We start from the raw sequence: 25,590 nt of genomic DNA, 5'->3' as shown, positions 1-25,590 counted from the left end.
TTTTTTCTGGAACTTATATAGTGTTTTATACTTTATGTGTCAATTGATCAACCTTACTAATTTCCATAAAGGAAACTCCTTTCGAAGGACCAAAACTACCACCGATAATAATCACCATATCATCACCTGTAAAATAATTCTTCTTCATCAACGAAAACATCGACTGCTTCACATATTCATCTCTACTAGCCAATAGTTTCCTATAACCAGCTTCCACACCATAAGAAAGAGCTAATTCTCGCATTACTCTTTTCGAATAACACAATGCATAAACTGGCGATGTACCTCTATAAGCAGATAAGTATCGACCTGTTCTGCCGGTTAAGGTATCGGTAACAATTGCCTTAACAGGCAATAATTGAGAAGATTTTACTGCCGAACGAGCTAAGATTGCAGTCAATTCCTGATTACTTGGTACAAAATTCTTTCTTGTATCAGGATATAATTCCTTCTCCACTTCAATAGCAACTTCTTTCATAGTTCTCACAGATTCCACAGGATATTCTCCATAGGCAGTTTCACCACTAAGCATAATAGCATCTGTTCGATTGTAGATTGCATTGGCTATATCACTAACTTCAGCACGTGTAGGTCTAGGATTATTTATCATGGAGTGAAGCATCTGGGTAGCAATAATAACCGGCTTCTTTCTTTCCATACATTTTCGAACAATACGTCGTTGAATAACAGGAATTTTTTGGGCTGGAATTTCAATTGCCAAATCTCCTCTAGCCACCATAACTCCATAAACATGATCAAGAATTTCGTCGATATTATCTACTCCTTCCTGATTTTCAATTTTTGCAATAATTTTTACTTTCGAATCGTATTTATCAAGGATGTTTTGAATTTCAATAACGTCTTCTTTATGACGAACAAATGAGTGAGCTATAAAATCAATATCCTGCTCTATTGCAAAATCAATAAAGGTTCTATCTTTTTTACTTAAAGAAGGTAACTTAAATGAAACACCAGGAACATTAACACTCTTTCTATTCTTAATTGGACCTTCGTTTTGAGCCTCTACTGTTAAAAATTGATCATTTTTATCTACAACCAATAATTCTAACTCTCCATCATCTATTAAAATTCTTTTCCCAACTTCAATATCCTTTACAAAATCAGAATAACTCACCAATAAAAAATCCTTGTTTTCTTCGTCTTCTGTTTTGCCTTTTACCTTAAGTTTATCACCCTTTTTAAGATAAAGTTCTTCCTCAACATCTACTGTTCGAATCTCAGGACCTTTTGTATCCAAAAGCAATGCGATTCGGTCTGACACCTTTCTTACATTATCGATAACCAGCTGAGCATCAGCATGAGTTTGATGTGCTGTATTTAACCTCACAACATTCATTCCTTCCTCAAAAAGTTGCGTAAGAAACCCGACATCACATTTTTTGTCTGAGATCGTAGCAATAATCTTTGTGTGCTTCTTCATAGAATTACTCTTTCATTATTAGTTTTTGGCACAACAAAGATAGTCAATTTAGAAGAAGCTTGGGGCTTTATATTTTATAGCATATTAGTGACAGGATAGAAAAAAATCATTAATCCTAAAAAAATCACCGTTTATCCAAATGAGAAATTAAAGCCTCAATCGCAAGTTTGTAAGAATTCAATCCGAACCCAGCAATTGTACCTAAACAATCTTTTCCAATCATAGTTTTGGAACGAAAATAATCCCTTTTATGAACATTTGATATATGTACCTCTATAACAGGTGTATTAACAGCAGCTATAGCATCCCCAAGAGCAATCGAGGTATGAGTGTAAGCTCCAGCATTTAATATTATTCCGTCATAATCAAAACCAACTCTGTGAATTTCATTAATCAACTCACCTTCAACGTTTGACTGATAATATTCTATACTAAATTTACTATATTCTATTTTCAAATCCTGAAAATATGTTTCAAATGAAACCTCTCCATATACAGATTTTTCGCGTACTCCAAGTAAATTTAAGTTGGGACCATTTATGATCAAAAAATTCATCTTATCAAAAATATTAAGGGTTAAACATAAAGAGTGGTTCAAAAACTTGCAAGCTTACGTAATATTTTTTTAAATTGCAGACAAGTTTTATCATAAAGAATTCGTATATTATCAATTGCAAAGTAAAACTAGCAATAAAATAGGAATTATTTACAACTAAACTACATACTAAAAACTGAAAAAAAATGAATTGGACAACAACAATTGAAAATTTTAAGACCTATCTGACCTTAGAAAAATCCCTATCTAAGAACTCAGTAGACGCTTACATTAATGACATTACGAAACTTACTACCTTTTTTAGAGAAAAAGGATTAGAAGTTTCTCCTGAAGAGGTAATACTTCAACATCTTAAAGATTTTGTTTCATGGATCAATGATGCAGGGACTAGTCCTCGTACGCAAGCACGTGTAATTTCAGGTATTAAGGCGTTCTTTAAGTATTTATTACTTGAAGAAATTATCGAAAAAAATCCAACTGCTTTATTGGAAGCACCAAAAATTGGTCGTAAACTTCCAGACACATTAACAACCGATGAAATTGACGTTTTGGTTAAGGCTGTTGATATGAACAAAGCTGAAGGACAAAGAAATAGAGCTATTCTTGAAACTCTTTACTCATGTGGTTTAAGAGTATCTGAATTAATCGATTTACGTGTTTCAAACCTTCATTTCCGTATGGGTTTTATCAAAATTCATGGTAAGGGAAATAAAGAGCGTTTAATTCCAATCGGAAAAAAAGCTAAGAAGGAAATTAAATTATATCTTAAAAACTATCGCGGTAAACTAAATATCGATAAGGATAGTGAAGATATTCTTTTCTTGAACAGAAGAGGTCGCAAGTTATCTCGTGTAATGATTTTTACGATCATTAAGAATTTATCAAAGAAAGTAGGTTTAAAGAAAAATGTTTCTCCTCACACTTTCCGTCACTCATTTGCATCTCATCTTGTTGAAGGTGGAGCTGATTTAAGAGCTGTACAGGAAATGCTAGGTCACGAATCAATTCTTACTACAGAAATTTACACTCACTTGGATAGAGAATATCTAAAGGAAACTATTAAAAATTTCCATCCAAGATCTAAAGACTAATTGTATTTTCACTCCTATTTTTAATAGGATTTTGAATTAATATCATTTTTTAAACCTCCAAAGTTCATCCTTTGGAGGTTTTTTTATATCATTTTTTATAAATTCAGATCAAATATAAGCTATCAAATCTCAATTTAAATATTATCATAATTTATCCTTATTTGAAGTGCAGGTATTTTACGCAAACGTTTGTATTTCAGGGGAAGGAATACATTATTTTAAACAAAAAAAAATAGAGAAAATTGAAAAAACCTTCATTTTGATGGCTTCTAGATCAATTTTCCCCACGGTAAAAGTAGTAAAACATACTGAGAAATAACACATTAAAAATTATAAAAAAACATATACATAGTAGGATTTATTCATATATAGTCATACTTTTGAAGCTCCAAACCAAATATAAATGTCACATGAACGCTATTGAAATTAGTATGATTGAAGATTTAAAAAAATCATTAAAAAAGCATTCTAACATTCGAGAGAATCTCTCAAGAGAAGAATTCATTTCTCAAGCAGTAGAAAACAAAGAAGCTGTTTTAACAAAAAACGGTGCATTGGCTACATGGACTCCAGCTCATTCAACTGGAAGAAGTCCTAAAGATACATACATTGTAAGAAATCCTGAAAGTGATTTTAATATAGACTGGTCTTCACCCAATAATATCGGCATGAATCCGCAAACGTTTGCGATGATTTTTGAAGATGCGTTGAAGGTGATTGATAAGAAAAATACAGTTTATGTTACCGACAAAGTTATTGGTGCCGATTCGAAATATGCACTTCCTGTTAAAACAATTTGTGATAAAAGCTTAAGTCAGGTTTTTATCGACAATATGTTTAGAGCGGTACCTGAAGATATCAATAAATCGATTTTTGCAGATGATGAGTTTTATTTAATTGCTTTACCAAATGATAAGCTAGATAAAGATCGTTACAAAGGACTCGTTAGAGATCTTCCTAACGGCGAAACTTCGGATATTTGTGTAGTAGTTGACTTTGATAAAAAGATGGGTATCGTATTTGGATCATCTTACATGGGATCAATGAAAAAGCTAATGTTCACAGTTATGAACTACTACTTACCATTCAAAGGTGTATTACCTTTGCATTGCTCTGCTAACGAAGGTCCTAATGGTGATTCTGCCCTTTTATTAGGATTGTCAGGAACTGGTAAAACAACCTTATCTGCAGATCCAAACAGAGCTTTATTAGGAGATGATGAGCATGGATGGAGTGATGATGGTATTTTCAACTTTGAAAACGGTTGTTACGCTAAAATGATTGATATCAAGCCGGAAAACGAGCCGGAAATTTACGAAGCGGTAATGCACGATGCAGAATACACAAAGCATGGAGCCATTATTGAAAATGCAATGCTATATCCAAACGGAGATATGGATTTCTTCGATGACAGATATACTCCAAACTCAAGAGCTAGTTATCCCCTATCGTTTCTTTCAAACATTAAAGAATCGTCTACGGCAGGAAATCCAAATACCATTTTGTTTCTAACTGCAGATGCGTACGGTGTATTACCTCCAATATCAAAATTGACAAAAGAGCAAGCAATGCTTTGGTTCTTGATGGGGTACACTTCTAAATTGGCTGGAACTGAAACCGGAGTAACTGAGCCACAGGCAACCTTCTCCAGATTCTTTGGTCAGCCATTTATGCCATGTAATCCGAATATATATGCTGATATGCTTGGTGATAAAATGGACAAGCACAATACCAATGTATTCTTAATTAATACTGGATGGAGCGGTGGATCTTATGGTACAGGATCAAGAATCAAGCTAAAATATACCAGAGCAATGGTAGATGCAGCGCTAAAAGGAAATTTAAATGATGTTGAATTCATTCACGATGAACTTTTCCACTTGAATATTCCTAAAACTTGTAAAAATGTACCTACTGAAATTTTAAATCCGATAAATACATGGGAAAACAAAGAAAACTATAAAAAGACATCTGAAAAGCTAGCGAAGAAATTCTCTGATAGCTTTGACAAGTCATATGGAAAGCAGAATATTCAACCAGAAATTGTATCACAATGTCCTGGGAAATAATATTCTTAAATGTTTAAAATAAAAAAGCCTCGGACGAGGCTTTTTTATTTGAGATTTAATTCTATATTTTTTTTATCATGAAAATCTTCATAATACATTAAAACTTCTTCATCTAATTTTCTAACTTGAGTTACACTTAATGTTTTAACAATATTATTTCGATTCATCACCAAACCATTAATTTCATCTCCCTTACCTGCAGTTTTATGAAAATTAAGAATTGATTCAACAGAAAAATCTTTATTGCATTTCCATTTATCAAACCAATCATTTCTTAAGCATTGTGCCTTATGATCGTATAAAGTTGAAGATGACCAAATTGCAGGAATTTCCGAATCCAAACACTTATAATGAATTGATTTGCCATCCCATCTTAGTTCTTCTGGTTGCCTTTTTCCATTATTACGAATAATAACAAGTGTAAATGGTTCAATTCCTGAAAAATCATAAGTCAAAATAAAATCAATACTAGATTTATATTTAGCATATTCTAACACCACCAAACCTCTACTTTTTTTATAAGGAGGCTCATGAGTGTGCTTTACAAAGGCACCATTTAACAGGCATAAAGAATAACCAGTCTCATTGTACATCATCCAAGTTCCAGCAGCTTCTTTATCTCTCGGAAAAATAGAAACAAAACCATTTATTATTTGTCTCGCAGGATAAGAGGCTACACGCCTAGGACTCTCATCGCGATTAGTTGTTAATATGTAATTTGATTCTCCTAATGGAATATAAGTTAGTGTGCACATAAATCATCTCTAAATCTAATGGTTGAATATGCAACTCCAAAATGTTGATCCAAATTAACCGATTTGAGCTCATTTTCAACAGCAATCCGTATAATAGCCATATGATGAATTGCATGTTCAATATTATACACCAATTCTCTATCTAAACTAGTTTTTACCTTGAAACATTCACTATTATTCTTATTGTAGCTGATATTCAAGTCAAAACTTCCATTCACATCCAGTCCATCAAACCATTTGTATATTCGGCTGAGTCTATTTTTGGCCAATTCAATATCTTTTTCTGTCTTTTCGCAATGAACTCGATGATCGTAACTTAAGGTATTAGATTTTTGTTCTGCATCAATCAAAATGTCGTAAAACTCAACAATGTGTCTAACATGTTTTCCGATTGTATTTTTTGAAAGCAAGGTCAATGGTTTAGAAAATTGCTCTGTTGAAAGAGAATTACACAAGTCAATAAGTTGACCTAAAATTTCCTTTGAGGCTGATTTTATTTGTATATGCATAGTTTAATTTCAATAAAGATTGATATGTTACAATATATCAAATTATCAATATTTTTCATAGCAAAGTAAGTTTTAAACATTTACCTTATGCAATTAATTATAAAAAGTAAAAATTACAGCGCGATTTTACTACCTTCAGAGTAGTGAAATTGAATTTCAGCATTGCTATTAACACCATAATTTCTTGTGACTAAATTTATGAAGCAATTTTTTAAACTCCCTTTTTTTATTTCAAAATGGTTTCGATTTGAGTTTTGGCCATTCTGGATATTTTACATCCCAATGTTTGGATATGGGATTATTTTGGCAATAAAAGCAAGAGCTTTTGCCTACTTTACTCCAGCAAATCCTGCAATGAAATTTGGCGGAGCATTTGGAATGGATAAAATGGAAATCCTAAAGTCAATCAAAAAACAATATGTACCAAAAGGTTTTGTTAGCAATTCTAGACAAACTATTATTGAATTGCTTGAATTACTGAAGGAACACGAAATAAGTTTTCCGATTATTTGTAAGCCCAATGTTGGAGAACGAGGTATAGGAATCGAAAAAATAGATTCCAAAACTGATTTCGAAAGTTTTATGAAAATACAATCAGAGGATATTTTAATCCAGGAATTTATTGATTTTCCAATTGAATTGGGTGTATTCTACCACCGATTTCCAGTGTCACGCAAAGATGGTATTACCTCTGTTGTTCGTAAAGAATTTTTAAGCATAAGCGGAAATGGGAAAGCAAAATTTGGAGATCTGATTAAAGATAATATTCGTGCAAAAGGCAGAATTTCCTATTTGAGAAATAAGTACAAATCAAAGTGGAATCAAGTTATTCCTGCAGGTATTAGCTATAAATTAGAACCGATTGGAAATCATAACAGAGGAACCAAATTTCTTGATGGTAATCACCTTATCAATGATAAATTAGTTGCTGTTTTTCGAGAAATTTCAAAACCTCTTAATGGTTATTACTATGGTAGATTCGATTTAAAAGTGAACAGCTTGGCGGATTTATATGAAGGTAAAAATATTAAAATAATTGAGCTGAATGGTACCAATTCAGAACCTGCTCATATTTATGATCCTGACTTCCCTTTACTAAAAGCTTATAAAGAAATCACCAAACACATGAGACTTGTTTATGATATTAGCATGGAAAATAGAAAACGTGGAATTCAACCAGTTCCCTTTCGAGAATTTATAAGTGCTTTGTTTTCTCGTTTATTTTCAAAGAATAAGAAATAATAAAACAAAAAAGAGATTTTTCAAATTGAAAAACCTCTTTTATATATCATTAAAGTTTTATTAGAAAGTAAATGCAATTTCAACTTCGAATTGATTCATTTCTAATTCAATTGTCTGATTTGGAACCATATTTCCTTGCATTGCTTCAGCAGGATCAAAATCCATTGGATTATATCCTTTAACACTCGCTGGTAAAGCATATACAACAGCTAAATGAAGTGCCTTTCCTGATTCACCAAGAGTTTTAGAACAACCTAATGTTATATGATCTTCAATAACACCTGGAGCTAAAATATTGAACATCACCTCGCTATTTGGAACAGGTTGATCTGTATGAGAATAACCTCCACGGAAGGTCCATGTATCAACTCCTGCATACTCAACACCAAATTTCAAAACATTAATATCTTCCCAACCAAAACCTGCACCATTGTCAGTTCCTAACGGAGCTGTAGCAAAAGCCATTGGATCCATCGGATTAGAAACCGCAGCTATATCAGAATAATTAATTCTCTTAAAATCAGCCATAACAGCCCAATCCTCATTCAATTCATAAGCTAAACCAAGAGTCCAGGTCGAAGGAATATTAAAGTCACCCTGCTCAGCAAATAATCCGGCATAATCATCGAATTCACTCATATAAAGCATGGTCTGGTAACTAGCACCTAGATGTAATCCTTTTGCAATTTCACCCATGTAACCAAATCTAACACCATAACCGAATCCATTATCATGACCATTACCCGTTAGTTTTGTAGCATCACTAGACATTCCTCCGAATGCAGCTAAACCTCTAGCTTCAAAGTATTGATAAGCCAATAAAGCAGTTACACCAAAACTATGATTTTCAGCAATTTTTCTAGAGTAAGTTAATCCTAGAAACATTTGAGCCAAATCTACACCTGTTGTAGAAGAACTCTGATCGTAAAATGTTTGAGTTGGATAATCAGTATTCATACCTCCGTTACCAAAAACAGTTGCTGAAAAACTACTTTTCTCATTAATCATCCAATTTGCACCCATACTAGGCATTAGAAATAATTTTGAATCACTCTCGACAGTACCAGGCATTAAACCAAATGTTCCATCCATACCAGAAGGATTCCCTGTTACCGTATATTCTCTGTTTGGATTAAAAAAGCCAATACCTACCTGATATTGTTTACCAAGAAAAACGTGACCTGCCGGGTTACCGTTAATTAAAGAGTTTTTATACCAAGCAATACCTGCTCCAGCAACTCCTTTATTTTGTGCACCATATCCAACTCCAAAATATCCGTCCGTCGCATTTGCATTTTGAGTTGAAAATGTTCCAGCTGTAATAAATAGAGCCGCAATAATAATCTTAAAAGTATTTTTCATTTTTTATGAATTAGTTTTGATATAATTAGGATTCGCTAAACAAAATAGAAACATTAAACTCATCCATATATGTTTTATATCATATATATACATATCAAACCACTCACATTTCCAACTATCTAAATACCAACCTCTTACTTATGCATTATTTTCCAGAAAAAGTTAATTTTTATTTAATGTAAATTAACAGAGTATCAGCACATTGCAAACACCAACTGATACAAAGACATATACCGATGACACCAACGATAAAATACTCCGAACAGATAAATTACTAATATCAAAAAAGCCTTTCTGATAAATCAAAAAGGCTTTCTATTATTAAAATGCTATTTCTAGCATCCACCAGCGACTCTCTTTTTCTTTTTTCTCTTTTTAATAGTTGGTTTAGGTTTTTTAGCTGTATTGGAACTCGACACAACTTCGTTACCTCCACCAAGTGCAGCACTTGCACCTTTTCTAAAATCGTATTTGGCAATTTCGTCATCCGCCATTACAGATTTTGGTGCTTGTGGATTCAAAATGGTTTCAGCCCAATAATTTAAACCGCCTTGTAACACAAAATTATTCTCAAAACCCAATTGTCTGGTAATCATCCAGGCTTCGTTGGCTTTTAAATTTCCATTTGAATAAAAAACATTCATCTTAACTCCCTGATCTAAATACTCTTCATAGTCATCTGATAGAATATCTGTTAAAGGAATATTAACAGAACCAGGCAAATTATACTTCTCAAATTCTGCCTGAGAACGAACATCAATTAACTGAAGACTTGGATCTCCATGAACCAACATATCAGCAATCTCATCTGTACTTACAAACTGAGTTCCATCTTTTACCTCATCAAGCAATTCTGCAGCAGTTAATTTATATTGCTTGGTTGTATTTTCGGGTACTGCAGCAATAATAATTCCCAATGGAATAAATATCGATGCTAGTATTAATCTTATATTCATGATATTGATTTTAACAGTTTTAATTAATACTCCTCACGAGGAAATTTTTTCTCAGCCCATTCGCCAACCCAAAACATAGCAAATGCCATCAAAATTAATCCTAAAGCGAATACTCCTCTTGGAATATCAAGTAACTCATTCATTGTAGGTGTACCTATAAAATTCGCTTTATACATCTCTTCAAACAATGGGTAACCTTCAGTAAAAAATACAATACCTAATGTTAATCCTCCTATAAATGCCAAAGCATCTAATTTACCTATGGATATTGCACAAAAGGCAGTTCCAGGACAAAATCCACCCATGATGAAGCCTACCCCCATAACTACTCCTCCGACTATTGCCGAAGTAATATAAGTTGGATTAATGTATACAAAATCTAAATCTATCCATCCGAAAAGACTAAAAAACAACATCCCAACCATTGCTGTTATTGCAGCTGTAAAGAATACTTTTAATACCGTTGTGTCATATCCGTAGAACATTCCCGCCAACTTTCGACTCGACGAAAATCCACTACCTTCTAACACAAATCCAAAACCAATTCCAATTAAAAATGCAATTAACAAATTGGTGTCTGGTGAAATTATTTCATTAACAATTAATGGTGCCATAATCTATTTGTTTATACATTTAAAATTAAATCCAGTTCTTTCTAAAAAAGTAAGCCAAGGCAAATGCTGTTCCGAATATACATGCCATGGTTAAAAATCCTCCAACCGAAAGCACAGCCATTCCACTTAAAGCAGATCCACTTGTACATCCACGTCCTAATTGAGAACCAAAACCAAAGAACATTCCTCCAAGAATTGCAAAAATAATTCTTCGTTTTGATGTGATTTTTGGAGAGTGCTCCACTTTAAATTTTAAACGTTTCGCAAAAGCTCCTGATAAAAATCCTCCTACTAATACGCCCATTAATTGAAATACCAACCAGGATTTCATTGGGTTTGAATGTGTTTCATTATACTCCTTATAATATGTCGCATTTTCGGCATGAGTTGGAGCAACAGTATTTACTGTAGATACCACAGCACTTTTAATTGCACCACTTGCTCCCAATCCACGACCAGAAACAAAATTTGCCGCCAAAAGCACAAGTCCTAACAATACACCTCCGATATACGGATTAAAGTATTTTGTTTTTTTCACTTCGCTCATTTTATAGTGTTTTAAGTTTATTCTCAAAATTTGGTTAATAAAGCCATCTGCTAGCTTGTCCTGCATTAGAAATTAAAAATCTAAGCATCACACTTCCAAACAGCACTAATACTACCGGTATTGCAACTGGAATTTTATACCCTTTTAATTCCATTCCTTCAAGTATTGCTGGAACAATCATCCCAAGTAATACAACGAAAATCCAGAAGGGTGCAGTATATGCACCACCTAAAAATAAATTTGCCGCATCGATTTGTACTTGTGTACTTGCCAAAAATCCCATGAACATATGAATGATCAAAAATAATTCTATTCCTATAATCATTAAATCCAATTGGGCAAAGCGCTTGCGTTCTGCATGATTTTTAGACATCCAAATTACAACAGCTGCTCCCGCCGATAATCCTGATGCAAGAAACAAAGGTCCTAAAATAGATGTATTCCAAAGCGGACGTGCATTAAAAGCTGAAAACAAAATTCCTGTATAAATTCCCAGTATTACTGATGAAATCAACATGATCCAGGCAATTGTTTTCTTATTTTTCTTAAAGAACTCTATTAATTCTTCAATCACATCAAATTTCCAATTCCATCTAGGAAACACTTCTTTAATATGCATTGCTGTCCAAATCATAGAAATAGGAGTAACAACCATTAATGTCCAGGCTCCCCAAGACATTGGTGACTCTAAACGTATTGTGGTATACAATCTCCAGAAATACAATTTATGATGCAAATCCAAAAACAGAGCAACCAAACCCAGCATTAGGGCAATTGGTGCCAGCATTGGAGCAATTTGCACTGCTGTTTTATATTTATTCTCCTTATTTCGAATGGTATAAAGTGCCGCAAAAAACATTAATCCTGCCGCCAATCCTCCAAGAAAAAGGTATGTTGGTATTTCCCAGTGCCAAACATGTAACTGAGGATCAATTAGTGGATTATTTCTTCCACTTATAATTATTTCTTCTCTCATAGGGTAATATTTATCAGATTAGGAAATACAAATGTGGTTTGGTACCTGCTTCTGGTATTAAAGTTTTAGATTTTCTCTTTTTTAAGATCTGTGAAACTTCACTTCTAGGATCATCCAAATCACCAAAGTACATACACTTGGTTGGACAAACTGCTACACATGCCGGCTGCATTCCCTTCTTCACTCTATGAATGCAGAAAGTACATTTATCCACATATCCTTCAGGATGAACAAAACGAGCATCGTAAGGACAAGATGTAATACAGGCACTACATCCAATACATTCATTTTTGGTAACCAATACTGTTCCTCCTTCGGAGTAATGACTTGCTCCGGTTGGGCAACAACGAACACATGGAGAGTTTTCACATTGATTACATCTCTCCGAACGTAATTCCATCTCCAATTGAGGATAAGTTCCATCCATTACCTCCACCACCCAATCGCGGCAATACCCGATCGGTACATCATTTTCGGTTTGGCAAGCTACTACACAGTCGCTGCAACCTACACACTTTTTAGTATCAATAGCCATTGCATATCTCATAGCTTACACCTCCGATTTTTTAATATCAGTTCTAAATGTTACAAAATTTCCACGCATTCCAGTTCCTCCCATAATCGGATCGGTCATTACATTCGTAATCATTTGAGTATCACTAACTCCTTTAGCGAAACAGCGTTTCATTCTCTTTTCGGAATGTCCAAATCCATGAACCATATAAACAGAATCAAAACGGATTCTTTCAGTAACTCTTACTTTAATTGGAAACTCAGATACAATACCATCCTGATTTTCCAAATACACATATTGATCATTTTCCAAATCCCATTCTTTAGCAACTTTAGGATTCACCCAACAAGTGTTTTCATCCATTAAGTCAGTAAGATTTGGATTGTTAGCCGTTCTACTGAAGGTATGCATTGGAGCACGACCATAAATCAAACGGTAAAATCCTTCTGCTGGTTCAGGATGTGGAGTATATACAGGCATTGGTTCAAAACCTTCTTCTTCAAGAGCTGTTGAATACAGTTCAATTTTGCCTGTATTGGTATTAAACTCTATATCCTCTCCATCTGAAAAGTACAAATCATCAAATTCTCTTTCCAACTTCTTCACTCCCACTCGTTGCATTTCTTCGAGTGAAGTGCCAACCTGCTTCAATTCCCAATCAATTTCTTCTTCAATATTCTCAAATGGAAAATAATCTTGTAAATCGAGCTTCTTGGCTAATTCTCGAGCCATCCAATAAGCTGGTTTGGTATTATAAAGTGGATCAACAGCTGGCATTCTTAATGCAATACTTGGCTCTCTTCCCTGCGATATTCTTAAAGCATCGTATCTTTCCAAATATGTACATTCAGGAAGAACAACATCTGCATATCCAGTAATTTCCATAGGCATTGTATCCACAACAACCATCAAATCCAAACCTTGAATTGCATCAATAGTTTTCTTTTGATTTGGTAAAGTATTGATTAAGTTAGTTCCATTTACGATCCAGGCTCTGACTGAGTAATCCAAATCAGGCGATGGAATAGATGCATCACAAACCCCTGAAGCCAATGCTAAATCAGCCAAATTGTACTTGCCATTCATAGCATCGCGCCAATTCTTACTTGGCTTAGGAAAAGCTGGAAGTTTGTAATGTGGAACCGTTGCTTTTTCAGGATTATAAAATCCACCACGTCTTCCCCAACTTCCTAATAAGGCATTTAAGATAGCTACAGCACGCAAGCGCTGCGTGTCGTCTCCATACCAGGTTACATGACGACCAGGATGAACAATTACTGCAGGAGCAGCATTTGCCATTTCTCTGGCAGTTTCACGAATCTGTTGTGGTTTTATAGTTGTCACACCGTAAGCCCATTCAGGAGTATATCTTTGGACATGATCTTTCAATTGATCAAAACCAAATGTATATTTTTCTACATACTTTTTGTCGTATAGTTCTTCGTTGATGATCACATTCATCCATGCAAGCAGAAGTGCATTATCGGTAGCAGGTTTAATTGGCAACCAATGTTTTGATTTACCCGCAACAGTTGAAAAACGGGGATCAACAGTTATAATATTCGCACCTTTGTCAATAGCATCAGACATTTCCTGAACCTGACCATTGTGCATGTTCTCACCTAAGTGCGACCCAATTAAAACCAAACATTTTGTATCTCTAATATCTGTATTCTCAGGAGAGTTTATACCTTGCCCATAAGTTGCAATAAAGGCAACTTCACGAGGTCCTCTGCATTGTGCATAAGATGGTGCAGCTATATTATTCGAACCAAAAGCCTTTAAAAGCTTGCCAAAGTATTTCCCACCAGAACCATGGGTAAATAAAGCAGTAGATTCAGGACCATGCTCCTTCTTAATTTGCTTCATTTTAGTTGCAATTAACTCGAAAGCCTCATCCCAACTTGCTTCAACGTAGGTTTGATTTCCATCTATCTCTTTACGGATTAATGGAGTTTTTAAGCGATCCTCATCGAAATACATTCCAACCCCGCCCGTTCCTCTTGGACAAAATCGGCCATTACAATTAGGGTCTAAATCGTTTCCAATTATCTTTTTGATTCTACCATTTTCATCCTTATAAACCCAGCCGGCACATTTCCAAAAACATACCTCACAATAGGTTGGAGTACGAGTAAAATCATATGGTCCCTTAAAGTATGATTTATTATCCCTCACCAAATTATTAGCGAAGGATTCTAATAATCCTCCACCAAAAATTAATCCAGCGGCACTTAAGGAACTAATTTTAATAAATTGTCTTCTGCTCTTCATCTTGTGACTTCTTTATGCTTTAACACATGAACACATATAGAAAACTATATCTATGGATGTAAACATATATCAAAAGGGTACATGAAAACATGTTGTAGAACACAATAAGCTTCTTTTAAATTGATCTAAAGAAAGAGAAAACGTGGAAAGCACTGATACAAACAAATATGCAACTATTTAGATCTTTACTAAATTGCATTTGATGTAATAATTCTTCAATCAACTCACAATAAAAGACATATTTGTCCTTAATTCATTGACACTCTTTATTGTTTTTAGCATTCACATCAGCATTTTAAATACCGATCTAAATCAGTATTAATAGAGTTTATTAAAGAGATGCAACATCATCAGGTGAGTTGGCATTAGACAATAGTTTCGAATTGTAATAATCTAGATTTGGAGAAATCTGAAATAGTTTTACTTTTAATAAATCCAAAAGCCGCATCATTTTATAGTTGCCATCCATAAGCTCACTTGTAAGAATAGATAAACAATTTGCACTGTATACCGATATCAATGGTTGTTTTCTATTGCTATCATCAATTGGACAAATTAAATCAGCATCTTCAATATCACCAATCATATCTGTAAATAATTGAGTTGGTACATTGGGAACATCACAGGAAATAACAAGATACAAATCAGCTTTTATTTTTTTCATACAAGAATAAATCCCACCTATTGGTCCACACTCTTTTATTTCATCGTTAATAACGGGCAGATTTAAATAGTTGTAGCAATTTTTATTGGAGCTAATTACGATTTGATCACAAATACCTCGGATACATTCAAGAGAGTATTCTATTAATGGTTTTCCATTCCATGCAACCAATCCTTTTTCTGTTCCCATTCTGGAACTTTTGCCACCTGATAATATAATACCAACAATTTTTTTTTCCTTAATCATATTCAAATATAATGAAGAATATATTGACAAACGTTTTAAGAGTTTAAGATCTTTTAACTTTGATTTAATTCATTCAAAAGCTATCTTTAGACTCATTATAAATAATAAAAACCGGAAGAGATGAAAAAATCAATTATTGTTGTATTCGTTTTACTTTCCGGAATTACATTCGGAAAGACAAACATGAATACAGAAAAAGAAAACAAAAATTTAGAAATTGTAACCTTGGGTGCAGGATGCTTTTGGTGTGTAGAGGCAATTTTTCAAGAATTAGAAGGTGTTGAACAGGTTGTTTCTGGTTATATGGGAGGTGAAACCAAGAATCCAACTTATAAAGAGATATGTACAGGTGAAACAGGTCATGCCGAAGTGTGTCAAATCACATACAATCCTGCTGTAATTAGCTTTGGTGATTTATTGGAAGTGTTTTGGCAAACGCATAATCCTACAACTTTAAACAGACAAGGAGCTGATAAGGGAACACAATATCGATCAGCTGTGTTTTATCATACCGAACAGCAAATGAAACTTGCACAATCTTATAAAAATAAATTAGCGGAATCTGGAGCTTGGGATGATCCTATTGTAACAGAAATAACAAAGGTTTCTAAATTTTATCCCGCTGAGAATTATCATCAAGATTATTTCAACAATAACAACAATCAACCCTATTGTAGTTTCGTTATCAAACCTAAGATGGAGAAATTTAAAAAAATCTTTAAAGACAAACTAAAATAATAGTAAACACCGAGTAATATCGGTGTTTTTCATTTCTAGACAAATCCACTCACATCCTGACATAAAATATATAACCGTTTATCAAAACTATTGCAAAATTAAACAACACAAGTGTTACAAACATCCAATTTGTCCTATTTTTGATTCGCTTAATTACAACCCCTCAACTCATCCTACATGAATAAATTTTTACTCAATCTTTTTTTATTGTCATTTATTGGTTCTGCAAATGGATATTCTAATCCAATAACAAAAGAACAAGATCAGTTTCCAACCTATGGAATAATGCAATATTTTGTACCTAATCCCGCTCAATATTCCAATATTACAAAACCAGATATATACTCAAGCATGAGTTTTCAAAATGGAAAATTAATTACCGTTAACAATGAAATAATTCAACCTGGGGGAATTCGTTATAACATTTCTCATGATGAAATGGAATGTAAAATAGAATCTCAATTCAGTAAGATCACTTCGCCTCACAAAATAAAAGAAGTTAATATTAATGGAGCGCAATTTATTTACATGAAACATATCGTAAAAAAAGATTCTCTATCAGGCTATCTCCAAAAAGTATATGAAGGTTCTAAAAATATATATGTGAAATACATCTGTAAATCCTGCCCCAATATAGATGATATTTCAAAGGTTAAAACGATTCTACTTATTGAAGAAAATGGTGAATTGCCTAAAAAAGTGAGATCAATAAAATCTAATCTTTCTGATATCTTTAATGAACAAGCTATAAGATATATGAAAGAAAATAAAATGAACTGGAAGAACGCAGATGACCTAATTCAGCTTTTCACTTATCTTGAGAGTATAAATTCTTCAAGTGTTGCTTCACGTTGAATTTTGCCTGTTTCTGTTCTTTTAAATTCAGAAATATAAAATATTTCCCGAGCCTGTTCAAATTTTACGAACAGGCTTTTTATTTGCCTTCTTATTTCTAATCTTTTTTCCTCTTTACAATTCTCATCTTCAATCAAAAGAATCATTTTTTCACCTAAATGAGCATCTGGAATTCCTGCAAAAAAGAAAGGATGCTGAATAATCCCTTGTAATTTCAGCTCTAATTGCTCAGGAAACAGTTTAATTCCTCCTGAATTAATAACATGATCATATCTTCCCAACCATTTAAATTTCTTTTCATTAACCAATTCAACTACATCATTCGTAAGCAATAAGTGATCTAGAACAGCTGAAGATTCAATACACAAACAACCACGATCATCAATTGTAAATTTAGCATTACCCATTGCTGAATATAAATCGGATTTATTCTCCCCATTTAAAGAACGTATGGCCACATGCGAAACCGTTTCAGTCATTCCATATCCTACAAAACAATTGACTTTTACCGATTGTAATGATTCTGATAAATGCAAATCAACTACTCCTCCACCAATAAGCAAATTTTTTACTCTATCCAACTTCACCTTATCGAGTAAAGAATTATTTACCTGCAGGGGAATCATTGCGGCAAAATCAAAATCTGAACCTACATTTTCTAAAGGATAACCATTGGGAGAAACAGGTATTAAATTCAATTGCCATACAAAAGCACGTACAATCATCATTTTACCGGCAATGAAATTACTTGACAAACAAAATAGAACTGTATCTCCTTCCTTAAAACCAAAATACTCGCCCGTTAAACGAGCGGAATTAATCATCTTTTGCTTGGAAAGTTTTATTTGTTTTGGAGTTCCCGTAGAACCAGAAGTTTTTGCACTCACTTTATCGGAATTATTCAGCCATTCTTTAATAAAACGGCAATAATCACGCTCCCATTCTTCTACTGAATTAGAAATAAGGTTATGACAATACAATATGAGCTCCTCTTCGGTGTATGTCTTTCCATTAATGATCAATCCTCTATTCATTTAAATTGTCTCCCAATTTAAATTTGTATCATATTTTAAATTACCTCTGGAAATAACCAGTGGTGAAGAAATATTATTTATGTAAAGTTGTCCGGTACCCAATCCTTGTGGTAAGGAATTATTTAAAGTGTAAGTCCATTGAGCAATGGCATTTAATCCAATATTTGATTCTAATGCAGAAGTGATCCACCAAGGAATATTTCTTTCCTCCGCTATGTCAATCCACTCTTTACTTCCCTTAATTCCACCCAATAAACTCGGTTTAAGGATAATAAACTGAGGTTTTATTGTATCCAGTAAATCTGATTTGGTCTGCCAATTATACACCCCAATTAATTCCTCATCGAGAGCAATTGGAAGCGGTGTGGATTCACAAAGTTGAGCCATATCTCTCCATTGTCCAGCTTTTATTGGCTGCTCTATAGAATGAAGTTGAAATTGCGACAAATCTTTAAGTTTATCCAGAGCAGAGTCTACACCAAATGCCCCATTGGCATCAACACGCAATTCTATCTTATCCGGCCCAAATTCTTTGCGAATACTTTCCAATAAGAGAAGCTCTTCTTTAAAATGAATAGCTCCAATTTTCATCTTTATACAATCGAAACCTGCCTCTAGTTTTTGTTGAATTTGCTCCTTCATAAAAACAGAATCTCCCATCCAAATCAGACCATTAATAGGAATACTCTTTTCTCCTGTTGTGAATTTCGAAGGAAATAATATTTTTGAACCTTTTACCTTAAAATCTAAAAAAGCAGTTTCCAATCCAAAATAAATAGATGGCCACTCTCTTAAACCTTCCTCTAAATAATACCAAAAATCATCAATTTGATCACAAACCTCTTTAAGCTTTTCAAGATACCCTTCTCTATCATCGGGGCTTAAGCCTTTAATAATAGAACATTCTCCAACTCCTTTAATTTCAGGATTTCGATCATCCCAAATGTGAATAAACCAGGAATCTTTTTCTGTTAAAATTCCTCGTGATGTTCCACTAGGATGTTTAAATTTTAATGGATAATGTATGTAATCAGCTTTAAGCATAATGTGAGAATATATTGATTTGAAATTAAAGAATCATCCCAATTCCAAAGGTTAAGCTAAAGAAAAAAGTACTTAATGCCAGTTTTTTTAATTCGGGATCGAGCATTTTGGCTTCCTTATTTTTTAAAACAACAAGTAAACTACGAATAAGCAATGGAAAACTAAGCAAAAACAACAATTGCGTGTAGCTATTCCAATGAATCATTACATAAGCACATGCTGCACTCATAGCTATAACAATTAGGAATAAATGATAAATTCTTGCCTTTCTGGCACCAATTTTTACAACCAAAGTTCTTTTTCCAGTTTTCGTGTCGTTCTCCACATCACGCATATTATTCAGATTCAGCACACCAACACTTAGCAATCCAACAGATGAAGCTGGAAGAAATATTGTCCAATTTAATTCTCCGGTATACAAGAAATAAGTACCAACAACTCCTGCTAATCCAAAAAATATAAAAACAAACAAATCTCCAAAACCATTGTAGCCATAAGGATTCTTACCCACAGTATAATTAATGGCTGCACCAATAGCCAATACTCCAATTCCAAACATGATTAATGCCTGATTGTAACTTAAAAGCTGAAGTGCCTCCCACAACAAGTATAATCCTGAAATTAATGATAGAAAAACAAATACCACAACCATTCTAATCATCTCTTTCTTACTAATAACACCACTCTGAACCGCACGTTCCGGTCCCACTCGCTCCTCATTATCAGCTCCTGAAATCGAATCTCCCAAATCGTTAGCAAGATTAGATAAGATCTGTAAAAACAAAGTTGTAAGTGTTGCCAATAAAAAAATTTTCACACTAAAATGACCATTTGAAATAGCTAAAAAACTTCCCAAAAAAATATTCGAAAGTGCCAATGGCAGGGTTCTAAGACGAAATGCATGAATCCATGCTTTTGCTTTACTCATAAAATAAAAGGCTAATGTAATTAGGCAATAAAGTTAGTAAAATTCGATATAGATAGTTTGCCAGATATGTGAAAACCAATATCGAAAACTCCAGTTGTGATGCACAATAAAAATAAAAGAGCGATGACAAACATCGCTCTTTATTCCAATTGGAACCATTACTATTACATATCAAGTCGTTCTACGCTTCCAATTCTGGCGTAATAACTTCGGCAAATTGCTTTGACAATTCAAAATATTTTTGCTTAAAATCATCATGTTTAATGTACTCTTTTATCTGCGCTGGCCATTCTTCTGCCTGTGCCGATAAATGCATTATTCTTTTCTTATTTTCAACATTATTAGAATCCTTCTTCTCATTTTCAACAACCGAGATATAATCATTCACCCATATTTCATATTGATTTAAAAATTCATTCCGTTCTGTTTCATTGGAATACTTGTTGGGGTTAATTTCTGCCAACACTTCAGAATCCAGCACTACTGCTGCCCCTACTGTTAATCCTAATTTTTGTAGAAATCCTCTTCTTGTATTGTTTTGATTACTCATATCATTAAATTCTTCTAATTCAGACATTGAAGTCCTAAAACTACTATTTAAATTCAGTTTAAACAAGCATGAAGAAAAGATTATTAATCAAGCACACCCCTCTGCCTGTCGGCATCTCCCCTGAAAAGGGAGAATTCCGAAATTAAACTTTTGCATATTGTAATTTTTTGCCTTTCTACATTCAACATAGTAACTATTCATAAAGAGTAAGCTAAAAAGAAAAACACTTAACGTTACGCACCCTCTTTATTTTTACAATTCATCATTCATAATTTATAATTATTCACTATTTTCAAGACCAAAACTGATAACTGACATGACTCACATACCTACAAGACAAGAAGCATATGAACTTTTAACGACCTATACAAAAAATCCTAGCTTACTTATACATGCAAAAGCAGTAGAGGCTTGCATGAGATATTATGCCAGAAAACATGGTGAAGATGAAGAGAAATGGGGAATTGTTGGTTTGGTTCATGATATGGATTGGGATCAGTTCCCCGAAGAACACTGCGTAAAAACACGGGAAATTTTGGAAACTGCCAACTGGCCTGAAGAGTTCATTCGTGCCATTGAAAGTCATGCCTATCTTACTTGCACCGAAGTTATACCAGAAACCCTTCTGGAAAAAACACTTTACGCCGTTGATGAACTAACCGGATTAATTCGAACTACAGCTCTTATTCGCCCTTCGAAATCGGTATTGGATGTTAAAGTAAAATCGGTAAAACGAAACTGGAAAAACAAGCGATTTGCTGCCGGAGTAGACAGAACAGTTATTGAACGTGGTGCAGAAATGCTAAAAATGGAAATACCTGATTTAATTCACGATTGCATTGAAGCCATGAAAGAGGTAGCTGAGGAATTAGAGTTGAAAGGAAACTTATAATCTAGATAAATCACGTTTATTAAATTCAGATTTCAAAACCGACATCACCAACTTATCGTGAAATTCACCATCGCGATAACAGGCTTCTCGCAATTTACCTTCAATGGTAAATCCAGCACGTTGATATGCCTTAACTCCTCCAACATTGGGTTCTGAAACGGTTAGCATGATTCTGTTCAGATCCAACTCTTCGAATCCAATCTGCAGAACTTCCTTTGTCACCTCAGTTCCTACACCCTTTCCCCAATATGCTTTATCGCCAATAAAAATAAAATACTCACCCGATTTATTACTCGCCGACAAATCGCAAATTCCTGCATAACCAATTAATTGATCGGTATTTTCAAGAAATATTCCCTGCTTATAAGTTTTGGTATCATTTATTGTTTCAGTGAGCCACTCTACTATCTGTTCTTCGGTTTGCAATTTCTGAAAAATAGATAAAGAATAACGAATCACTTCTTCATCTTGAAACCAATTGTAGAAAAATTGAGCATGAAGGTCATGCAGAGGTTTTAATTCTATCATTTATTGCAGATTTAATATAGGCATCTATTATTGATACCCTCATTCGGAGTAAGAGCATCAAAATTAATTAACTTCTCTCCCGTAGTAAACATGAGAGCACCACTTTCCATCGATATTGGCGATATTAGGCAGGCATGCCCAGCGTTCGAAACCATATTTCTCGAGTAATTTAATACTGGCAATGTTAGGTTCCAATAAAATGGCAAAAAGATGTTTGATATTGTATTTTGGAGCTTGTTTTATGGCAAAATCCATTAACAGGCTGCCAATGCCTTTATCCTGATGATTCTCGTGCAAGTAGTAGCTGACTTCAACAGCAGTTTGCAGAGCTCTTCTTCCTTGGCGATATGATGAATAGCACATCCAACCTAAGATTTCATTATTCTCTTCAAAAACAAATACAGGGTGCTTGTTGGGATTATGAGCAGTGAACCATTTTTCACGTTCCTTTATGCTGATTTCTTCCAAATCGGCAGTACAAAACCTTTTACGAACAGCCTGATTGTAGATCTCATTTATGGCTGGTAGATCAATTAGGGTAGCTAGTCGAATATTCATTTTTAGCATTGTTGTAGGGACACGCCATGGCGTGTCCCTAAGATTTATCATTTATCCTGGAAATTTCGGAAATTTCTGAAATTCTGGATCACGTTTCTCTAGGAATGCATTCTTTCCTTCCTGTGCTTCTTCCATCAGGTAATACATCATGGTAGCATCACCGGCAAATTCCATTAATCCACGTTGTCCGTCCAATTCTGCGTTTAATCCACGCTTAATCATACGAAGTGCCATTGGACTGCGCATTAGCATGGTTTTACACCAATCTACAGTTTCGTCTTCCAATTGCTCCAAAGGAACCACTTTGTTTACCATTCCCATATCTTCAGCTTCTTTGGCAGTATACTGTTTGCAAAGAAACCAAATCTCACGAGCCTTCTTCTGACCTACGTGACGAGCCAAATAGTTCGATCCAAAACCTGCATCGAAACTACCTACCTTAGGACCAGTTTGACCGAATTTTGCATTCTCCGAAGCAATTGTCAAGTCACAAACCACATGAAGTACATGTCCGCCACCAATTGCATATCCGTTAACCATAGCAACCACCGGCTTAGGCATAGAGCGAATTGCTTTGTGTAAATCCAATACGTTCAAACGAGGCACTCCGTGCTCATCGATGTATCCACCAACACCTTTTACATTCTGATCTCCTCCCGAACAAAAAGCTTTATCACCAGTTCCGGTTAAAACAATTACACCAATATCACTACGCTCACGGCAAATATCCATTGCATCCAACATATCGAAGTTGGTTTGCGGGCGAAATGCGTTATACACCTCAGGACGATTAATTGTAATTTTTGCGATTCCCTCGAAAAATTCGAATTTAATATCCTCGTATTCTTTAATGGTAGTCCAGTTTCTTGTTGTCATACCTATGTTTTTATGTTTTTAAAGTAATTTATTAGCACTTGATCGTTTATCGTTCTAGGCGTTTTAATCTCCAAAACGGCAGCTCTTTTATTAGCTGCATAAAATTCAGGTAAAATTGCTTCTACCTCTGTTTCATTTTCGGCGTAAAAATAATCTAATCCGTAAGTTTCTGCCAATTTATCAGCCTTGTATTCCTGTACAGTTTCAAAATATTCTTCCAGTTCTTCTACTCCCGATGGTCCGGATATGAATCGAAAGATTCCTCCTCCACCATTATTTATCAGGATAATTTTAAGATTTGGCTGCAGATATTTATTCCACAATCCGTTAGAATCATAGAAAAAACTGATATCACCAGTTATTAGTGTAGTAGTTTTTCCATTCACTAAAGCAGCTCCTGCCGCAGTTGATGTGCAACCATCAATACCACTGGTTCCTCGATTGGAATTGTAAACAATTTTATTGGAAGATGTAAACAATTGAACATATCTTACCACCGAAGAATTTGCCAACTGTAAATTTCCTCCCTCTGGAATAGCATTTAATATTTTCTCAAAAGCCTTTAAATCGCTCCACTGTAAGTTATCCAAATACTGATTGTGAATTGTTTCAACTACAGCATTTCGTTCCTTCCACATATTAGCATATCCATTTTCAGCAATATCAACCAAAGGCAACAATTGTTTAAAAAATGCAAATGGAGAAACATCAATATGTGAAGTCAAATTCTTAAAAGTATCAATAAAATGATCCTCCTTCCCTACAAACCAATGCTCTTTTGGTTTATTATCTCGCAAGAATGTTTTAATCATTTTCGACACTAACGGACCACCAAAATTGATTAGCAAATCTGGCTGAAAATCTTTCACCTCATCCTCTTTTATCGAGCAAATCACTCTATCGATACATGGTAAAAAATTCCCATCGTATACATTAGCCACCGACTCTGTCATTACAAGTACATTCGGCTGCTTTGCCAATTGGGATAACATTTGATTCAATTCTGGCTGTTGATGTAATAAACCTGCCAAAATCAATATTTTTTTTGTAGAATTAAAAGTCTTTGCAAGCATTTCAATACTATCTGAGCTCAATTCATCCACCGAACTTACTTTACGAATTACACGCTCATCCATGTCTGGATATTGCTTCACTCCATACAAAGGCTCACGCAAAGGAAAATTGATATGAACCGGTCCCAGTCTGCCACTTTGTGCTTTCGATAAAGCCTCATTCACCATTCTATTTAGGTACCAGCAATCATCAGGATTATTGGCATCCAAAGGCAATTGATAAGAGTCTTTTACAAATCCCTTAAACACATCAGGCTGCGGTATCGCTTGACTATCGTCCTGATCAATCCATTCTGTGGGTCTATCTGCAGATATTACAATCAACGGTAAACGCTGGTAATAAGCCTCAGCTACTGCAGGTCCGTAGTTTAAAAGAGCTGTACCCGAAGTGCAAACCAAACCAACTGGCTTTCTGGTTTGCTGAGTAATTCCCAGAGCAAAATAAGCTGCACTTCGCTCATCAACAATTACCAAACTTTTTATTCGCTGGTCTTTAGCAAATGATATACTTAAAGGAGCATTTCTAGAGCCAGGTGAAATAATTACGTATTCCATACCCTTAGCCCAACAAATATCAATTAGTTCTTTCACACCTTTGATATCTGAATAATTACGCTCCATCTGTTTTATATTTTCTTTTTCTATTATTGAAGTAAATTCTGAATTCATATTTAAGCTTTTAGCCTACTGGTAAACAT

Annotated in this window: 26 protein-coding genes; 6 read left to right on the top strand and 20 right to left on the bottom strand. The window is 34.3% G+C overall.

The window, feature by feature from the left end:
- Nucleotides 1-25 precede the first annotated feature (25 nt).
- Nucleotides 26-1,441, bottom strand: coding sequence for a pyruvate kinase (pyk, locus tag GCQ56_RS12910; protein ID WP_152734890.1), 1,416 nt, complete (start codon nt 1,439-1,441; stop codon nt 26-28).
- A 124-nt stretch (nt 1,442-1,565) separates the two neighbouring features.
- The gene (locus GCQ56_RS12905) at nt 1,566-1,997 is read right to left on the bottom strand and encodes a type II 3-dehydroquinate dehydratase (RefSeq protein WP_152734889.1); all 432 of its coding nucleotides are present in this window, start codon (nt 1,995-1,997) and stop codon (nt 1,566-1,568) included.
- A gap of 185 nt (nt 1,998-2,182) precedes the next feature.
- On the opposite strand from GCQ56_RS12905, the gene xerD reads away from it, so the two are divergent.
- Complete coding sequence (gene xerD / locus GCQ56_RS12900; RefSeq protein ID WP_152734888.1) at nt 2,183-3,088, top strand: site-specific tyrosine recombinase XerD; 906 nt, start codon at nt 2,183-2,185, stop codon at nt 3,086-3,088.
- A 410-nt stretch (nt 3,089-3,498) separates the two neighbouring features.
- Nucleotides 3,499-5,157 (top strand): phosphoenolpyruvate carboxykinase (ATP), encoded by a 1,659-nt coding sequence (locus GCQ56_RS12895; protein WP_227006071.1) that lies wholly within the window; start codon nt 3,499-3,501, stop codon nt 5,155-5,157.
- Between the two features lie 44 nt (nt 5,158-5,201).
- Here the strand turns inward: GCQ56_RS12895 and GCQ56_RS12890 are convergent, their stop codons facing one another.
- Nucleotides 5,202-5,912, bottom strand: coding sequence for an NRDE family protein (locus GCQ56_RS12890; RefSeq protein ID WP_152734887.1), 711 nt, complete (start codon nt 5,910-5,912; stop codon nt 5,202-5,204).
- On the bottom strand, nt 5,900-6,421 hold the full coding sequence (locus GCQ56_RS12885) for a DinB family protein (protein WP_152734886.1): 522 nt from the start codon (nt 6,419-6,421) through the stop codon (nt 5,900-5,902). The genes GCQ56_RS12890 and GCQ56_RS12885 overlap by 13 nt, the downstream gene beginning before the upstream one ends.
- A 198-nt stretch (nt 6,422-6,619) precedes the next feature.
- On the opposite strand from GCQ56_RS12885, the gene GCQ56_RS12880 reads away from it, so the two are divergent.
- Nucleotides 6,620-7,663, top strand: a complete 1,044-nt coding sequence (locus GCQ56_RS12880; protein ID WP_152734885.1) for a hypothetical protein — start codon at nt 6,620-6,622, stop codon at nt 7,661-7,663.
- Nucleotides 7,664-7,723: 60 nt separating this feature from the next.
- Here GCQ56_RS12880 and GCQ56_RS12875 read toward each other — a convergent pair whose 3' ends face one another.
- The 8 genes from GCQ56_RS12875 to GCQ56_RS12840 all read right to left on the bottom strand — a co-directional run bounded on the left by GCQ56_RS12875 (nt 7,724) and on the right by GCQ56_RS12840 (nt 15,816).
- Entirely contained in the window at nt 7,724-9,025 is a 1,302-nt protein-coding gene (locus GCQ56_RS12875; RefSeq protein WP_152734884.1) for an OmpP1/FadL family transporter, read from the bottom strand.
- A 335-nt stretch (nt 9,026-9,360) separates the two neighbouring features.
- Entirely contained in the window at nt 9,361-9,981 is a 621-nt protein-coding gene (locus GCQ56_RS12870; RefSeq protein WP_152734883.1) for a rhodanese-like domain-containing protein, read from the bottom strand.
- A gap of 23 nt (nt 9,982-10,004) precedes the next feature.
- The gene (locus tag GCQ56_RS12865; protein WP_152734882.1) at nt 10,005-10,595 is read right to left on the bottom strand and encodes a YeeE/YedE thiosulfate transporter family protein; all 591 of its coding nucleotides are present in this window, start codon (nt 10,593-10,595) and stop codon (nt 10,005-10,007) included.
- Nucleotides 10,596-10,620: 25 nt separating this feature from the next.
- Nucleotides 10,621-11,142, bottom strand: a complete 522-nt coding sequence (locus tag GCQ56_RS12860; RefSeq protein ID WP_152734881.1) for a YeeE/YedE thiosulfate transporter family protein — start codon at nt 11,140-11,142, stop codon at nt 10,621-10,623.
- Nucleotides 11,143-11,176: 34 nt separating this feature from the next.
- Nucleotides 11,177-12,118 carry an NrfD/PsrC family molybdoenzyme membrane anchor subunit gene (gene nrfD, locus GCQ56_RS12855; RefSeq protein ID WP_152734880.1) on the bottom strand — a complete coding sequence of 314 codons (942 nt, stop codon included), beginning with the start codon at nt 12,116-12,118 and terminating at the stop codon, nt 11,177-11,179.
- 13 nt (nt 12,119-12,131) lie between these two features.
- Nucleotides 12,132-12,665, bottom strand: coding sequence for a 4Fe-4S dicluster domain-containing protein (locus GCQ56_RS12850; RefSeq protein ID WP_152734879.1), 534 nt, complete (start codon nt 12,663-12,665; stop codon nt 12,132-12,134).
- Nucleotides 12,666-12,668: 3 nt separating this feature from the next.
- Nucleotides 12,669-14,906 carry a molybdopterin-dependent oxidoreductase gene (locus GCQ56_RS12845; protein WP_152734878.1) on the bottom strand — a complete coding sequence of 746 codons (2,238 nt, stop codon included), beginning with the start codon at nt 14,904-14,906 and terminating at the stop codon, nt 12,669-12,671.
- A gap of 331 nt (nt 14,907-15,237) precedes the next feature.
- Nucleotides 15,238-15,816, bottom strand: a complete 579-nt coding sequence (locus GCQ56_RS12840) for a molybdenum cofactor guanylyltransferase (protein ID WP_152734877.1) — start codon at nt 15,814-15,816, stop codon at nt 15,238-15,240.
- A 120-nt stretch (nt 15,817-15,936) separates the two neighbouring features.
- Between GCQ56_RS12840 and msrA the strand changes: the two genes are divergently transcribed.
- Nucleotides 15,937-16,554 carry a peptide-methionine (S)-S-oxide reductase MsrA gene (gene msrA / locus GCQ56_RS12835; protein WP_152734876.1) on the top strand — a complete coding sequence of 206 codons (618 nt, stop codon included), beginning with the start codon at nt 15,937-15,939 and terminating at the stop codon, nt 16,552-16,554.
- Between the two features lie 177 nt (nt 16,555-16,731).
- Nucleotides 16,732-17,409 carry a hypothetical protein gene (locus GCQ56_RS12830; RefSeq protein WP_152734875.1) on the top strand — a complete coding sequence of 226 codons (678 nt, stop codon included), beginning with the start codon at nt 16,732-16,734 and terminating at the stop codon, nt 17,407-17,409.
- Here the strand turns inward: GCQ56_RS12830 and GCQ56_RS12825 are convergent.
- From GCQ56_RS12825 to GCQ56_RS12810, 4 genes are all read right to left on the bottom strand, one after another.
- Complete coding sequence (locus GCQ56_RS12825; protein WP_152734874.1) at nt 17,367-18,443, bottom strand: AMP-binding protein; 1,077 nt, start codon at nt 18,441-18,443, stop codon at nt 17,367-17,369. The two genes, GCQ56_RS12830 and GCQ56_RS12825, sit on opposite strands and share 43 nt — an antisense overlap.
- On the bottom strand, nt 18,444-19,487 hold the full coding sequence (locus tag GCQ56_RS12820; protein WP_152734873.1) for an o-succinylbenzoate synthase: 1,044 nt from the start codon (nt 19,485-19,487) through the stop codon (nt 18,444-18,446).
- Between the two features lie 25 nt (nt 19,488-19,512).
- A complete protein-coding gene (locus tag GCQ56_RS12815; protein WP_152734872.1) occupies nt 19,513-20,415 on the bottom strand; it encodes a 1,4-dihydroxy-2-naphthoate polyprenyltransferase in 903 nt (300 codons plus the stop codon).
- Nucleotides 20,416-20,596: 181 nt separating this feature from the next.
- Nucleotides 20,597-20,992, bottom strand: coding sequence for a twin-arginine translocation signal domain-containing protein (locus GCQ56_RS12810; protein WP_152734871.1), 396 nt, complete (start codon nt 20,990-20,992; stop codon nt 20,597-20,599).
- 289 nt (nt 20,993-21,281) lie between these two features.
- Between GCQ56_RS12810 and GCQ56_RS12805 the strand changes: the two genes are divergently transcribed.
- A complete protein-coding gene (locus GCQ56_RS12805) occupies nt 21,282-21,857 on the top strand; it encodes an HD domain-containing protein (protein ID WP_152734870.1) in 576 nt (191 codons plus the stop codon).
- On the opposite strand, the gene GCQ56_RS12800 is transcribed toward GCQ56_RS12805, so the two are convergent.
- From GCQ56_RS12800 to menD, 4 genes are all read right to left on the bottom strand, one after another.
- A complete protein-coding gene (locus tag GCQ56_RS12800) occupies nt 21,852-22,385 on the bottom strand; it encodes a GNAT family N-acetyltransferase (protein WP_152734869.1) in 534 nt (177 codons plus the stop codon). The two genes, GCQ56_RS12805 and GCQ56_RS12800, sit on opposite strands and share 6 nt — an antisense overlap.
- 63 nt (nt 22,386-22,448) lie before the next feature.
- Entirely contained in the window at nt 22,449-22,943 is a 495-nt protein-coding gene (locus GCQ56_RS12795; protein ID WP_193323781.1) for a GNAT family N-acetyltransferase, read from the bottom strand.
- A 51-nt stretch (nt 22,944-22,994) separates the two neighbouring features.
- Entirely contained in the window at nt 22,995-23,819 is an 825-nt protein-coding gene (gene menB, locus GCQ56_RS12790; RefSeq protein ID WP_152734867.1) for a 1,4-dihydroxy-2-naphthoyl-CoA synthase, read from the bottom strand.
- 2 nt (nt 23,820-23,821) lie between these two features.
- Nucleotides 23,822-25,561: a 2-succinyl-5-enolpyruvyl-6-hydroxy-3-cyclohexene-1-carboxylic-acid synthase gene (gene menD, locus GCQ56_RS12785; RefSeq protein ID WP_227006070.1), complete on the bottom strand. Its 1,740-nt coding sequence runs from the start codon at nt 25,559-25,561 to the stop codon at nt 23,822-23,824.
- Nucleotides 25,562-25,590 lie beyond the last annotated feature (29 nt).

It is taken from the genome of Marinifilum sp. N1E240, from assembly GCF_009295825.1.
Lineage (GTDB): Bacteria > Bacteroidota > Bacteroidia > Bacteroidales > Marinifilaceae > Marinifilum_A > Marinifilum_A sediminis.
The sequence above is the reverse complement of the archived record's forward strand: the minus strand, read 5'-3'. Positions and strand labels throughout refer to the sequence as shown.